We start from the raw sequence: 14,932 nt of genomic DNA on the forward strand, positions 1-14,932 counted from the left end.
TCTAGTCAGCCGCCACATAATATTTTCTCTCCGGCCTGCCGATAATCCCGTATTCAAGCTCTGCTCTCGCCTCTTCCGTTGACACAAGGTACTCGGCATAACGGCGGGCAGTTGTTCGTGACGCCCCCATTTTTTCTCCAAGCTCTTCCGCTGTCAATCCTTCTGACGCAGTTCGAAGCGCTTCCTTAATTTTTCGCAGTGTAATCGAATGAATGCCTGTCGGCAAGTCCTCTGCCGACAATGATGATTTCATGCCGTTCCCGAAAATATGATCGATCATGGATTGGCTGACCTCCGGCTGAGACAAAAGCAGCTTCCTTTTTTCCTTATATTGATTCAGCACCTGTCTGAACCTGTCAGCCGTTACGGGTTTGATCAAATAGTGGGCAACCCCTGCCCTGAGCGCTTCCTGTAAATGACGGGTTTCTGTTGCCGCTGTGATGACCATAATATCCACTTCAGAAAATCGGCTTCGTATCTCGGGAATCAATGTGGTCCCAAGCTCGTCCGGCATATAAATATCCAGCAAAAGCAAATCAGCATTTTGTTTTTCCAAAAGCGCCATTGTTTCTTTAGCGTTGGCCGCCTTGCCGATCATCTTGAATCCATCAAGCTGTTCAATCAATCTCTCGTGGATTTGCGCAACTCGAAAGTCATCCTCCGCAATCGCGATGTGAATCAAATGGATTCCCCCTTTGTTTCTCCTTCGGTATAAACACAGTGAATACCGCACCGCCACTTTTTTGATTCGCCAGTTCAATCCAGCCGCCCAGTTCACGCACTGATTCTTTGACATTGGCCAGGCCGTAGCCTCTCTTCATCCCCTTTGATGAATAGCCTCTTTCAAACACAGCTTCCGTCTTATCGGGCGGCACACCGGGCCCTGTGTCTGATACTTCGATGACAATGTCACGGCCCATATCGGTGATGAAAAACAATACCTCCCTCACGCTTTGATCCGCTACAGCTTCGAAAGCGTTATCAATTAAGTTGCCAATCATCGTAATGAGATGGGACAAGCCGATATGTGCAGGAAGAGGTCCGAGCGAGCTGTTCTCATCAATAGACAGCTTGATCTTTTTTTCCGAAGCTTTGCCCATTTTCCCCAGCAATATCGCCTGCACCTGCTGTGAATGGATATGTTGGAATAAAATATCATGCTGTTCATTCTGTATCGCGTACTCCTCTTTAATCAGATCGATCGCTTCATCATACTCCCCAAGCTCAAGCAGCCCTAAGATCGCGTAAAGCTTATTTGAAAATTCATGGGTCTGCGCCCTGAGATCCTCTGAATATTTGCGAACCTCTGTCAGTTTGTCAATCAGCTTTTTCAGCTCTGTTTTCTCCCGGAAGGTGGCGACAATCCCATACGCCTGCCCGCCTTGAGCCATCACTTTCGTATTGAGAATAAAAACTTGGCCGTTAACACATACTTCCTGGTTCGGAAGCATGTCTCCTTGTGTAAGAGCACTTTTCAGCCCGGCGCCCGGCATCACGTCATCAATAGGGAGTTTGATCACAGGCTCGGGAAGCTTCAGCATCTCAGCCGCCGACACGTTCATCATGGTGACGGAGCCTTCACGATTGGTGGCAATGATCCCCTCTCGAATCGCGAAAAGCATGGCGTTCCTCTCCCGATAAAGAGCGGCGATCTCATGCGGCTCAAGGCCGAGCGTATCCTTTCTGATGCTTTTCGCCAGCGCGGCGGCACCGGTAAATCCGAGCAGCAGCACAAGCACAGCGATCACACTCAAATTGCTCAGATGCTTTTGGATGCTTTGCTCTGTCTCCGTTTGCAGAAAATCAACAGACACGCTGCCAATGACTTGGCTGTATCCCTTCTGCTCTAACATAATCGGCGCGCTTCCTCTAATCACTCTTCGCCCATCCGCTTTTGTTTCAGAAACATGCGAGCCGCCAAACAACATTTCTCTGCTGCGCTCCAGCTTCTTTTGGCCGCTTTTTCCAGAGGTGCTTCGAATGTCCCCTTTTTCGTCCAGCACATAAATGGCATACGCGCCCGTCTGTTCTTTCATTTGTTCAATGACCTCTTGCGTCTCAGCTGCATGCCCCTCTTTACTCACAATGAGCTCTTTAGCCGGCGGCATGTAGGAAATAGTTCTCGCCGTCTGAACCGCCAGCTGCTCTGCCTGTTTCCGTTCTTCCTGTGTATGCTGAACGGCTAACGTAATGGTCAGCACACCAATGACAAAAACAAGCAGAGCCGCAATCAGCCCCATTATTTTTGTTTGCAGGGAAAAATGGAACCGCTTTTTCACCACAGCACCAGCCGTCCTTTCTATCTAGATCATACCATTTTTAGAGGCCATTATCTCATTTTTCAACATTCATTTTCTTGTGAAAGGGTTAGCTATTTTTACAGATGAGTTGGCCGTCTGTTTTATAAACATAAAAAAGGCAGACCTCGGTCTGCCTTTTTCTCTCTACCATATCCCCAATACTTTCCACCATAATCCGCCGATCACAAGCCATACAACAATATGGACGATTGACAGGATAAATCCGATGGACCACCATTTGCTTTGCGGAACGTAGCCTGCTCCGAAGAAGACCGGAGCCGCTCCAGCACCGTAGTGAGTCGTTGATCCGAACAGGTTGCTGAAGAACGCGAGGCTCAGCGCCGCTAAAAGCGGAGGTGCGCCCGCGGCCACGATCACAGCCAAAAATGCTGAATACATCGCGCTGATGTGGGCTGTCGCACTTGCAAAGAAATAATGAGAGTAGAAATACACAACAATTAAGATTAAAAACGCCACAATCCAAGAGAATCCTGATACGGATGATTTCATGGCGTTACTGAACCAAGACACCATGCCTAACTCATTCAAGAAGTTGGCCAGCATGACTAGCGCCGCAAACCAAGTGAGCGTATCCCAAGCGCCCTGTTCTTTCTTAATATCATCCCACGTCAGAACCTGTGATAATAAGAGAACAGCCAAACCGATCAATGCGGTTGTCGTTGCGTCGATTTTGAAGCTGCCGCCAAAAATCCACAGCACTAGCACCAATAGAAACACGATCACCATGGAAAGCTCTGACTTTTTGAACGGTCCCATTTCTTTTAGTTTTTCTGTGGCGATTTTCGCTGCATCCGGTGTTTCTTTGATTTCCGGCGGATACAGCTTGTAAATCACAAGCGGCGTAAGGATTAAGCTGACAAGCCCCGGCACAATCGCGGCAATTGCCCAGCTTGTCCATGTTAAGTCCACCCCTGCGACATCATGGGCCAGCTTGGCAATCAGCGGGTTCGCTGCCATCGCTGTTAAGAACATAGCAGATGTGATCAGATTCCCCTGAAAACCGGTTTTTAATAAGAATGCGCCGATTTTTCTCTCTGTTCCATTTGCCGGGCTTGATCCGAATGTTTCGGATAATGATCTGATAATAGGAAAGATAATGCCTCCTGCACGCGCCGTATTACTTGGAATAGCAGGTGAAAGTATTAAATCACTGAACAGCAGTGAATAAGAAAGACCAAGGGTTTTTTTTCCGAATTTCTGAACGAATACATACGAAATCCTCGCACCGAGCCCGGTTTTGATAAATCCCCGGGAAATAAAGAATGCGATGACGATCAGCCAGATGGTTTTATTCCCGAATCCGCTTAATGTATCCTCAATTGAAAGTGTTCCAGTTAGTGCAGTAACCGCCAATGCAAAAATTGCGATTGCACCCATTGGCAAGGGCTTGGAGATAAAGCCGATAATTGTCGCGACAAAGATCGCAAACAAATGCCAAGCTTTAGGTTCAAGTCCGGACGGAGCGGGAATAAACCAGATGATTAGTCCCACAGCGACAGTAATAAGCAATGGTACAAGTTTTACTGCTGACTGTTTTCCTGCGTCTTTTTCTGAAGCCATAAATAGGTCTCCTCCTATATCCTTGTTTTCTAATCCCCTTTCCCATTTTACTCCTTAACTAAGTTAATAAATAATTTAATTAATTAAAAAACACAAAGGTGAGCAGCCCTTTGTGTTTTTTTCATTTCTTAATTTAGTTTACCCGCACCCGCTTGAGACATAACATTCGACTTCACATTCGCGGAAGCATCAATTGTGCCGTGCAGAGACGGTTTCCAGCCGACAGAGGAACTGAGCCCATTTGCAGCTGATGCGCTGATCTGCGTGCCATTCAACAGTGTGCCTGAGTCATATAAAGCCGTCCCGCCCTTAAACACGCTGATTGTTTTCTCAGCTGACAGTCCCGGTACGTCAATGACATTGTTTTGAGCATAGATTTTAGATGACTTGCCGATCCCCCACGCATAACTGAAAGCATAGCCGGAGGAGCTTTTGCTGCCTTCATAATAGTTGTTGTATACGTGCACTTGCCCGAAACGGACTCTTGGTGCGCGCTGAACGATATTTTTGTAGCGGTTATGGTGAAGCGTAACTTTTAATTTGCCATCATCGGAGGTTTTGCTGTCGCTTGATCCGAAAATGGAGCTTTTATCATGGTCGTGATAATAATTGTAAGACATCGTGATATAGTTGGCACCGTTAGAAACATCGGTTTGGCCGTCATGGTGCTGATATTTTCTGCCGAAATACTTTGGCGATGTGCTGTCAGGACGGGATCCGTCATTAAATGTGCAATGGTCTATCCATATATGCGTGCCGCCATTGATTGTGATGTTGTCATATTGTGAGTTCCAGTTTCCTGAGCTCCCGTCAGTCGGGTCCCATTGCGGAAAATAGTCATAAGCATCCTGGAATTCGATGTTGCGGATAATGACATTATCACTCTTGATTTGGAAGTTTCCGCCCACGATTTTGGCATTTGACCCTGAACCGACAATCGTTGTATTCGCAGGAATGTCAACCAGCACTCGTGCTTTTTGGTTTTTTTGAGAACGTTCTCTGGCTTCTTCCAGTGTGCCGGATGGCTCTTTTTTGCCCCATGTGCTTGGATCATAAGCTTTTAAATATTTGTTCAAGTCGTACTTTGGATCTGCATAATCATCTGCGTCAAGCGGTTTCAGATTGTCATCGACATTCATATCAATCGTTCCCTTGATATAAATGATTTTTGGCGTTGTATTGGTGTCCTTGCCTAATGCAGAGACAAGTTGGTTTCTGTTGCTGACGGTATACACGTTCGACGACGATGCTTTTGATCCGCCTGTCGTGCCCGTCGAGTACGCGCCCCAGCCATCATTTGACCGTAACGTCTGATGGCCTAAATCCGCCGCATTCGCGCCAGCTGGAGTCAACCCTAACAATAGGGCCGTAGCTAACATCACTTTTTTCATTCTCTATGAACCTCCATTTTCTATTTTGTGAGATTTTATACCAATTTCTCACAACGTTATAATATCAAATGGAGGGACATGCAGAACCGAAAATGTTCCTCTGCCTGATTGCGGCATTCAGCAAACATACACCGCAAAGACCGCAAAGGCCGCAAAAAACCCAAAAGGCCAAAGTTGCCTTTTGGGTTATATCTCTGCATTAAGCCCAGGATTTCACTTTTTCATTATCTGTCACAAAGAGAAGCACTTTTCCTTCATCTAAGCGTTTCTCAAATTGAGCGGCCTCATCTTCTGAAAAGCCGATTTCATGAATTTGATTGCGGAGCTCGTCTCCTTTTTTATTAAACATGTTTCCTACCGCGTGCTTGAGACCCGTTTCTTTGGCTCCGATCGTGTTGGCATTCGTGTTGTCTGCCAGCCGTTCCGTTCTATCATCGTCGTGAGCTAAAACGTATACATCCTCTTTCGCGACACCCATTTGCTGTAACTCTTCCACATCTTTCATGAGCTGTTCATCGTTTGTATACTCTTTTACAACTGGTTTCATGTCAATATTCCTCCTTCATGTTTTCTATATTTCTTTCATACCCGATCGCATTTTGATAAAACAGATTCCAGAACATTGAGGAGAAAAACAGGAAGAATGGTAGTAGCCATTTCTTTTCCGCCCATGGTAAAGTGATAGGAGGCAAAAATTTTCAGAAAAGTCAAAATCGATGAGAAACCGCTGCACGGAGCTAACGATCATGAATGGCTGTCTTTATCCGTACGAGCAGGAGGTATGTCTAATGCAATACTTTTCACCAGAACAGCAATACAATGCATGGGTTGTGAGTGATTTAGTGAAACAGATTTTCCATCAGCGGGCCGGCTGTTCGCCAGGAATTCACGAGCTTGCGGTCTTTGCTGAGGAAATATTTCAAATCGATATCGACTTTGTTTTCTCGATCATTATGAATATCGGCGACATTGAATTCGCTCTCCCAGAAGAAATAGAAAAGAAATTATCCAGCTATCTCGGCGCTCTCCTTCCAACTGTCAATGCTGATATGCTTGAAACCTCTAAAGCCAATGCCGATGCCTTTCTATCCCGCAGGCACGGCAACGCTGAATACCATTTATTTGTGTCTGATGATGTTTTCATGAAAAAGCTGTAAAACCAGAGCTTTCTTTATTTAAAAAAGATTGACATGGCAAGCTATCCTATTATAGTGTTTACATGTGATAATGATTCTCATTACAAAATTTTAAAAAGGAAGAATGACATGCGCATCTATTCTAACAAGTTGATAGCCATCATGAGTGTATTATTGATCGCCTGCTTGATGATATCCGGCTGTTCATCCAGCCAGAATAACAGCGGAAGCAGCGAAAGCAAGTCTGAGGATTCCAGAGTGATCCAGCACGAAGAAGGAAAAACGACTGTAAGCGGCACACCGAAACGAGTGGTTGTCCTTGAGCTTTCATTCTTGGATGCTGTCTACAATCTCGGCATTACGCCGGTGGGCATCGCCGATGACAACAAAAAAGATATGATTAAAAAGCTGGTCGGCAGCTCCATTGACTATACATCTGTCGGCACACGCAGCGAGCCGAATCTTGAGGTCATCAGCTCACTGAAGCCTGATCTCATTATCGCCGACGCTGAGCGCCATAAAAACATTTATAAACAGCTGAAACAAATCGCCCCGACGATTGAATTAAAAAGCCGGGAAGCGACTTATGACGAGACGATCGACAGCTTTACAACCATTGCCAAAGCATTAAATAAAGAAGATGAAGGAAAAGAAAAGCTCGCCGAGCACAACAAAGTCATCGACGGTCTAAAAGCGGAGCTACCAAAAGATGAAAACCGCAGCATCGTACTCGGGGTGGCAAGAGCAGATTCTTTCCAGCTTCATACATCATCATCCTATGACGGAGAAATCTTTAAAATGCTTGGCTTTGCACACGCTGTGAAGTCGGATAACGCCTATCAAGAGGTCAGCCTTGAGCAATTAAGCAAAATCGATCCGGATATTTTGTTTATCTCAGCCAACGACGGCAAGACCATTGTAGACGAGTGGAAAACGAACCCGCTCTGGAAAAATCTCAAAGCGGTGAAAAACGGACAAGTCTATGATGCGGACCGTGACACTTGGACTAGATTCAGAGGCATCAAGTCTAGTGAAACAAGCGCCAAGGACGTGCTAAAAAAAGTGTACAATAAGTAGGACAAATGAGAAGCGAGGGGAAATCCTTGCTTCTTCGTTTTTGCAACCAGACGCAGTAAGGAAGTGAGACTGTTGTATCATTCAGCCAAACGGCGCTCATCATCAAGACTGGTGATGTTCTTCATCGCACTTATTCTTTTGATATTTGGTCTTGGGCTGAATCTTTCAGTAGGAGCCTCAGACATTGGCATCATAGAGTCATTGAAATATCTTTTTGTATGGGATGGGTCAAAGGAACAGCTCATCATCTCTACTCTTCGCCTTCCCCGCACATTAATCGGCGTGTTCGTCGGTGCCAGTCTGGCCGTAGCAGGGGCGCTGATGCAGGCCATGACCAGAAACCCTTTGGCTTCACCTCAAATCTTCGGTGTGAATGCGGGTGCGTCGCTTTTTGTTGTTGCTGCTCTCGTCATTCTGCCGGCATCGCCCTATTCCTCCGTTGTATTCGCTTTTGCGGGTGCGGCTGCAGGCGGCGCGATTGTGTATACGATTGCCTCATCCGGCGGAATGACACCTGTCAAGCTGGCGCTGTCGGGGATGGCGGTGCATTTGTTCCTCTCCTCCATGACACAGGCCATCATTATTTTAAATGAGTCGGGAGAGGATGTGCTGTACTGGATGACAGGCGCGATAGACGGAAGCAATTGGCAGGATGTCATGACCATCGCTCCGTTTTCTGTCATCGGCATCGGGCTTGCCCTCGTGTTTTCCGGTTCTATTTCTGTTCTCGGTCTCGGGGACGAAACGGCAAAAGGGCTTGGGCAAAATATGAACGGTATCCGGATTCTGATCAGTTTTATCATTTTCATTCTTTCCGGCGCTTCCGTAGCCGTCGCCGGACCGATCGGTTTTGTCGGACTGCTCATACCCCATATTGTCCGCAAGCTGATCGGAGAGCATTATCAATACGTCCTTCCGTTTTCAGCGCTGTTCGGTGCCATTTTGCTGGTGTACGCCGATGTTCTGGCCAGATGGATTGCCTTTCCTTATGAATCACCGGTCGGCATCGTCACGGCGATTATCGGAACACCGTTCTTTTTATATTTGGCAAGGAAAGGGCGAAATCTGAAATGATGAAAACAACCAGAAAACAAAAACGCCCCTTGCTGGCGATACTCATATTAGCCGTGCTTCTGATCGTTCTGTCAATCATCAGCATCGGCTTTGGTGCGTTATACATTTCACCGGATGCGGTGGTGGCGAATTTGCTGGGACTGGATCATTCCTTTGCATTCATCATCCAGCAATACCGCCTTCCACGGATACTATTAGCGATTTTGGCCGGTTCCGGGCTTGCCGCGGCCGGAGCGATTTTGCAGGGCGTCATCCGCAATCCGCTCGCTTCTCCGGACGTAGTCGGCATTTCAAAAGGCTCCGGGCTTGCGGCGATGGCGGTGATTCTCATCTTTCCTGAATCGCCGGTGTACGTGCTTCCGTTCTCCGCGTTTGCCGGAGCAGCCATTATTGCTGTACTATTGTTAATAATAGCCCGCAAAAAAAGCATTCAGCCCTCTTCATTGGCTTTATCAGGCATCGCATTAGGCGCTGTTTGCCACGCGGGGATGCAATTTATGATGGTCAAGTTTCCGGGCGACGTGAATGCCGCACTCATTTGGCTGACAGGCAGCCTCTGGGGGAGAAATTGGGAAGAAATTAAGCTGCTTGCGCCATGGCTATTGATTCTTTTGCCGATCGTCTGCATTCTCATACCGAAGCTGGATCTTATGTCACTCGGTGATGAGCTTGCACAGGGACTCGGCGAAAACGCCAACCGGCTGAGGTTCATTCTGATTTTCACCGCGGTGGCCCTGGCGGGAAGCTGTGTAGCCGCCGTCGGTTCAATCGGTTTTATCGGCTTGCTTGCTCCGCATATCGCCAGACGGCTTACTGGAGAAAAAGCTAAATATTTACTGCCTGCATCGGCATTGATTGGTGCTATTATTTTATTAATTGCGGATACGTTAGGGCGCAGCATCATGCCTCCGGTTGAAATACCGGCGGGAATTTTGACAGCCGTGATCGGCGCGCCTTATTTCTTATATCTATTGAAATTCGAAGCGAGGAAACAGTAGGGAGAGGATACCATGGGAAAACTGGCTGCGGACCAGCTCACTCTTTCATATGACAGCACAGTGATTATAGACGGAGTCGACTTACAAATAGAAGAAGGAAAAATCACTGCGCTTATCGGCGCCAATGGCTGCGGGAAATCAACAATCCTCAAATCGCTCGCCAGATTGATGTCTCCGAAAAGCGGTACGGTTCTATTAGATGGAAAAGATATACACCGCCAGCCGTCAAAAGAAGTCGCAAAAAAACTTGCCATACTTCCTCAATCGCCCCAGGCGCCTGAAGGATTGACGGTAGAGGAATTATGCTATTTCGGCAGACATCCTCATAAAAAGCTGTTATCCAAGCATACCCAAGAGGATCACGATATGGTAGAGTGGGCGCTGGAAGCGACAGGAATGACGGAGCTGAAAGAGCGGACACTGGATGCCCTCTCAGGCGGCCAAAGACAAAGAGCATGGATTTCCATGGCGCTTGCTCAAGGCACTGATTTGCTTTTGCTTGATGAACCGACCACGTATCTAGACATATCACACCAGATTGAAGTGCTTGAGCTGCTGAAAAAGCTGAATCGCGATCATGGCCGCACCGTTGTGATGGTGCTCCATGATTTAAATCAAGCCGCTCAATATGCGGACTATCTGATCAGTGTACTGGACGGAAAAATTTATAATGCCGGAACACCGGAAGACGTGTTTACCCAGCCGTTTTTCCGTGAAGTCTTCGGCTTGGAATGCTGCATCATGAGAAGTCCGATCGACCAGAAGCCCATGTGCCTGCCGACCGGACTGTGCCCGAAATTACGGGCGACATAAAAAGGAGAGGAACCCCCTCTCCTTTTTTGTATGCCGACTTACCTTTTGTATTTCTTCCCCTCTCCATGTTACAGTGGTGTCAATCAAGTAATAGTAATAGGAGGATGAAAATGACAGCATCTCAACAGCAAATTCAATTAGCAAGACGTCCGCAAGGTGTTCCCGTTCATGAAGACTTTCGCTTTGAAACCATTCAGGTTCCCGAGCCGAAGCAAGGGGAAGTGTTAGTGAAAACACTTTATGTATCCGTTGACCCTTATATGCGCGGCCGTATGCAGGATACGAAATCATATGTTGAACCTTTCGCCTTGGATGAAGCACTCTCTGGCGGGGTGATCGCTGAAGTCGTGTCAGACGGAGAGCATCTGAAAAAAGGAGATATCGTTATCGGAAACCTCGGCTGGCAGGAATTTTCCGCTGTGAGCGAGTCTGCCTTGCGAAAAATTGATACAAGCCTCGCTCCCGCTTCGGCCTATCTCGGCATTTTGGGAATGACCGGCTTAACGGCATATTTTGGACTGCTGGACATCGGGCGCCCGAAAGAAGGCGAAACCGTGGTCGTCTCCGGGGCTGCGGGAGCCGTCGGTTCAACGGTCGGACAGATTGCCAAAATCAAAGGCGCGCGAGTCGTCGGCATCGCGGGCTCTGATGAAAAAATCGCCTATTTAAAACAGGAGCTGCAGTTTGACGAAGCCATCAATTACAAAACAGTGGATGATATCCAAAAAGCGCTTGCAGACGCTTGTCCTAACGGTGTCGATGTGTATTTCGACAACGTTGGCGGCCCAATTTCAGATGCGGTCATGAACCTGCTCAACGAATTTGCCCGTATTCCGGTGTGCGGCGCCATTTCTTCCTACAACGCGGAAAGTGAAGCAGATGACATGGGCCCTCGCGTCCAATCGAAACTCATCAAAACGAAGTCGCTGATGCAAGGATTTATCGTAAGCGACTACTCTGATCGTTTTCCTGAAGGAGCAAAACAGCTGGCCGAATGGCTGAAGGATGGAAAGCTCCATTACGAGGAAACCGTCACAGAAGGCTTCAAAAACATTCCTGACGCGTTTCTCGGCTTATTTAAAGGAGAAAATAAAGGCAAACAGCTGATCAAAGTCAGTGATCCGAACTGACATGAAGGAGGGCAAAAAGCCCTCCTTTTGTTTTTTTATAAAGTCAGATGCGCAAAATCAACGTGAGAAAGCCATCTTCATCAGGTTCCGTGTCTTCCAACGTAAATCCCGCTCCTTGAAAGCAAGCCAAACTGATTCGATTGTCTTCTTCAATGCATGCAGCCCATTCCCGCACTCTAGTAAAATCAGGGTCACCTAGCAGTTTTTTTAATATCTGTTTTCCGTACCCTTGAAGCCGATACAAAGGATTGACGATCAATCCAATATAAGCCCGCTCCTCCACGAACTCCATAACGACCATTCCCGCCGGCAGCTGCCCGTCATATGCCATAATGACAGAATCGTTTTCATCTTCATTCACTCGTGCATACCACACGTCTAAAGGCAGCATCCCATCCATTCTCCGTCTGGTCTCCTTATTCCGGAACCAGTGTTCAATGATTTCCAGCTCAGGCTCCTTCACTATTTGAAACCTGTCTATTGAAGCCATCTCCCCACCCCCGCGCATACTCTTTTCTATTATTTTACAACAAAAAAGAAGGGCTTTCCGCCCTCCTTTATTTTATCTTCAGTTTTCCGCCTGCATAAACAGCTTCACTCAGCTCCACGCCAAGCTTCTTCGCCATTTTTTTCAGCTTTGATTCTTCCAGTTTAGTCACGAGGCTCAGCACGTTGCCTTCTTTTCCGGCCCGGCCTGTTCGGCCTGATCTGTGAACGTAGCCGTCTTCGTCAGGAATATCAGCATGGATCACATATGGCAGGTTTTCAATATCCAAGCCGCGTGCGGCAATGTCAGTCGCTAATAAGAGCGGAAATTCCCCGGATTCGAACGCGGCAATGATTTTCGCCCGCTCCATTTTTTTCGCTTCACTGTGCAGCACGCCGAGATCGACATGGTGATATGCCAGCTTTTCCGCATATACACTCAGGTTGCCGATATCTCTCACAAATACGAGTGCCTGCATGCCTTGAAGCCTTGATAGCTTTTGCAGCAGCTTCACTTTGTCACGCTGCTCGCAAATCAGATATTGGTGCTTCACTTTCCCAGCTTCCGCCTTGCTACGCTGCACCTTCAATACCTCAGGCTCTTGGGCCAATTCGCGGAGCACGTCCTCTGTTTCCTTTTTGAGCGTGGCAGAGAAACACAGAAGCTGGCGGTCTCTTAATGTCGTTTTCATGATTTGCTTGATCGTTTCGCGATGCTCCGGCAGGACAAGCTGGTCCGTCTCATCAAGCACGATCGTTTTCACTTCATGCATCTTTAATTTCTTCGCTTTAATCAGCTCAAATACCCTGCCCGGCGTGCCGACAATGATATGCGGATGTTTTTTCAGCTTTTCGATCTGCTTCTTCACATTCGCCCCGCCGATTAAGGAAGCCGCGCGCAGCTCTGATCCCGCTTTCCAATCCTGAATCACCTGAAAGATCTGCATCACCAGCTCACGGGATGGCGCTAAAATCACTGTCTGCGGATGCTTCTGATCTGGTTTGATCCGTTCCATGACCGGAAGCGCGTACGCCAGCGTCTTGCCTGTTCCTGTCGGCGATTCCGCAATGACATCCCTTCCGTCCATAATCAGCTGAGCCGCCTGTTCCTGAACAGGTGTCGGCTTTTGAAAACCGGAAGCATTCCAATTCTCTTGAATAAATGATTGTGCATTATGTAAAAATGGCCAAGTTTGCGTCATTTTTTTCTCCTCAATTCGTGAAATCTATTCCATAGTATCTCAAAACCTCGCCCGGAACGCAATTTTTCTTTTTCTTTCCTATACCTTTCAACATTCCGATTCCTCCTTTATAATCATAAGGGTAAATAATACACGCCGGCTGTGCGTGTTTGATAAACGATAGAGGTGTAAATATGAGTATTTTATCTGTAAAGGATTTAAGCCACGGCTTTGGTGACCGGGCCATTTTTAATAACGTCTCCTTCCGCCTGCTAAAAGGCGAGCACGTCGGGCTGATCGGCGCAAATGGCGAAGGAAAATCCACTTTTATGAATATTATTACCGGAAAGCTCGAACCTGATGAGGGAAAAGTCGAATGGTCAAAAAATGTACGTGTCGGCTATCTGGATCAGCATACCGTGCTGGAAAAAGGAAAATCCATTCGTGATGTCCTGAAAGACGCGTTCCATTATTTATTTGCGATGGAAGAAGAAATGAACGAGATTTACAACAAAATGGGCGAAGCTGATCCCGACGGGCTCGAAAAGCTGCTTGAAGAAGTCGGCGTGATTCAAGACGCCCTGACGAACAATGATTTTTATGTCATTGATTCCAAGGTGGAAGAAATCGCCCGCGGCCTCGGTTTGAGCGATATCGGATTAGAGCGTGATGTCACCGATTTAAGCGGCGGACAGCGCACCAAGGTTCTTCTCGCTAAGCTTCTCCTTGAAAAACCGGAAATTCTGCTTCTCGATGAACCGACCAACTATCTTGACGAGCAGCATATCGAGTGGCTGAAACGCTACCTGCAGGAATATGAGAACGCGTTTATCCTGATTTCCCATGATATTCCGTTCTTAAACAGCGTCATCAACCTGATTTATCATGTTGAAAATCAAGAGCTGACACGCTATGTCGGCGACTACCATCAGTTTATGGAAGTCTACGAGGTGAAGAAACAGCAGCTTGAAGCAGCGTACAAAAAGCAGCAGCAGGAAGTCGCGGAGCTGAAGGATTTCGTTGCCCGCAACAAAGCGCGTGTCAGCACGAGAAATATGGCGATGTCCCGCCAAAAGAAACTCGATAAGATGGATATGATCGAGCTTGCGGCAGAAAAGCCAAAGCCGGAATTTCACTTCAAGCCGGCGAGAACGTCAGGCAAGCTGATTTTTGAAACGAAGGATTTAGTCATTGGCTACGATTCCCCGCTGTCACGCCCGCTCAACCTCCGCATGGAGCGCGGCCAAAAAATCGCCCTTTACGGCGCGAACGGGATCGGAAAAACGACCTTGCTGAAAAGCTTGCTTGGCGAAATCCAGCCGCTTGAAGGCTCGGTTGAACGCGGCGAGCACCTCTTTACCGGCTATTTCGAGCAAGAGGTTAAGGAAACAAACAACAATACGTGCATCGAAGAGGTATGGAGCGAATTCCCTTCTTACACGCAGTATGAAATCCGGGCCGCTCTGGCAAAATGCGGATTGACAACAAAACATATCGAAAGCCGCGTTTCCGTATTAAGCGGAGGCGAAAAAGCGAAAGTCAGACTGTGCAAACTGATCAATTCAGAAACAAACCTGCTGGTGCTCGATGAGCCGACAAACCACTTGGATGTCGACGCGAAGGAAGAGCTCAAGTGCGCGCTCAAAGAATACAAAGGCTCCATTCTGCTCATTTCCCATGAGCCAGAGTTTTATATGGATATCGCGACAGAAACGTGGAACTGCGAGTCTTGGACGACGAAAGTGCTTTAAATCGAAGAAAACCC

The 14,932-nt window shown here is 47.4% G+C and carries 14 protein-coding genes; 7 read left to right on the forward strand and 7 right to left on the reverse strand.

The genetic code is table 11. The annotated features are described in order from the left end of the window. Position 1: 1 nt before the first annotated feature. The 5 genes from BV11031_RS14345 to BV11031_RS14365 form a co-directional block, all read right to left on the reverse strand. A complete protein-coding gene (locus BV11031_RS14345) occupies positions 2 to 682 on the reverse strand; it encodes a response regulator (RefSeq protein WP_010330320.1) in 681 nt (226 codons plus the stop codon). Next, the gene (gene yflR / locus BV11031_RS14350; RefSeq protein ID WP_010330321.1) at positions 654 to 2,282 is read right to left on the reverse strand and encodes a two-component sensor histidine kinase CitS; all 1,629 of its coding nucleotides are present in this window, start codon (positions 2,280 to 2,282) and stop codon (positions 654 to 656) included. Before yflR ends, BV11031_RS14345 begins: the two co-directional genes overlap by 29 nt. A gap of 162 nt (positions 2,283 to 2,444) precedes the next feature. After that, positions 2,445 to 3,881, reverse strand: coding sequence for an anion permease (locus tag BV11031_RS14355; RefSeq protein ID WP_010330322.1), 1,437 nt, complete (start codon positions 3,879 to 3,881; stop codon positions 2,445 to 2,447). 128 nt (positions 3,882 to 4,009) lie between these two features. Continuing rightward, entirely contained in the window at positions 4,010 to 5,272 is a 1,263-nt protein-coding gene (locus BV11031_RS14360; RefSeq protein ID WP_010330323.1) for a pectate lyase, read from the reverse strand. Positions 5,273 to 5,471: 199 nt separating this feature from the next. After that, complete coding sequence (locus tag BV11031_RS14365) at positions 5,472 to 5,819, reverse strand: YflT domain-containing protein (protein ID WP_010330324.1); 348 nt, start codon at positions 5,817 to 5,819, stop codon at positions 5,472 to 5,474. 241 nt (positions 5,820 to 6,060) lie between these two features. Between BV11031_RS14365 and BV11031_RS14370 the strand changes: the two genes are divergently transcribed. From BV11031_RS14370 to BV11031_RS14395, 6 genes are all read left to right on the forward strand, one after another. After that, entirely contained in the window at positions 6,061 to 6,429 is a 369-nt protein-coding gene (locus BV11031_RS14370) for a DUF3212 family protein (protein ID WP_010330325.1), read from the forward strand. Between the two features lie 108 nt (positions 6,430 to 6,537). Next, entirely contained in the window at positions 6,538 to 7,485 is a 948-nt protein-coding gene (locus tag BV11031_RS14375) for a Fe(3+)-citrate ABC transporter substrate-binding protein YfmC (RefSeq protein WP_010330326.1), read from the forward strand. 72 nt (positions 7,486 to 7,557) lie between these two features. Further along, positions 7,558 to 8,559, forward strand: a complete 1,002-nt coding sequence (gene fecD, locus BV11031_RS14380; RefSeq protein ID WP_010330327.1) for a Fe(3+) dicitrate ABC transporter permease FecD — start codon at positions 7,558 to 7,560, stop codon at positions 8,557 to 8,559. Next, positions 8,556 to 9,557, forward strand: a complete 1,002-nt coding sequence (gene yfmE, locus BV11031_RS14385; protein ID WP_010330328.1) for a Fe(3+)-citrate ABC transporter permease YfmE — start codon at positions 8,556 to 8,558, stop codon at positions 9,555 to 9,557. Before fecD ends, yfmE begins: the two co-directional genes overlap by 4 nt. A 12-nt stretch (positions 9,558 to 9,569) precedes the next feature. After that, positions 9,570 to 10,370, forward strand: a complete 801-nt coding sequence (gene yfmF, locus BV11031_RS14390; RefSeq protein ID WP_010330329.1) for a Fe(3+)-citrate ABC transporter ATP-binding protein YfmF — start codon at positions 9,570 to 9,572, stop codon at positions 10,368 to 10,370. Between the two features lie 110 nt (positions 10,371 to 10,480). Then, positions 10,481 to 11,500 carry an NADP-dependent oxidoreductase gene (locus BV11031_RS14395; RefSeq protein ID WP_010330330.1) on the forward strand — a complete coding sequence of 340 codons (1,020 nt, stop codon included), beginning with the start codon at positions 10,481 to 10,483 and terminating at the stop codon, positions 11,498 to 11,500. Between the two features lie 43 nt (positions 11,501 to 11,543). On the opposite strand, the gene BV11031_RS14400 is transcribed toward BV11031_RS14395, so the two are convergent. Further along, a complete protein-coding gene (locus tag BV11031_RS14400; RefSeq protein ID WP_010330331.1) occupies positions 11,544 to 11,990 on the reverse strand; it encodes a GNAT family N-acetyltransferase in 447 nt (148 codons plus the stop codon). Between the two features lie 67 nt (positions 11,991 to 12,057). Next, on the reverse strand, positions 12,058 to 13,188 hold the full coding sequence (locus BV11031_RS14405; protein ID WP_010330332.1) for a DEAD/DEAH box helicase: 1,131 nt from the start codon (positions 13,186 to 13,188) through the stop codon (positions 12,058 to 12,060). 173 nt (positions 13,189 to 13,361) lie between these two features. Here BV11031_RS14405 and BV11031_RS14410 point away from each other — a divergent pair, with 173 nt between their 5' ends. After that, complete coding sequence (locus BV11031_RS14410) at positions 13,362 to 14,918, forward strand: ABC-F family ATP-binding cassette domain-containing protein (RefSeq protein WP_010330333.1); 1,557 nt, start codon at positions 13,362 to 13,364, stop codon at positions 14,916 to 14,918. Positions 14,919 to 14,932 lie beyond the last annotated feature (14 nt).

The organism is Bacillus vallismortis, from assembly GCF_004116955.1.
GTDB lineage: Bacteria > Bacillota > Bacilli > Bacillales > Bacillaceae > Bacillus > Bacillus vallismortis.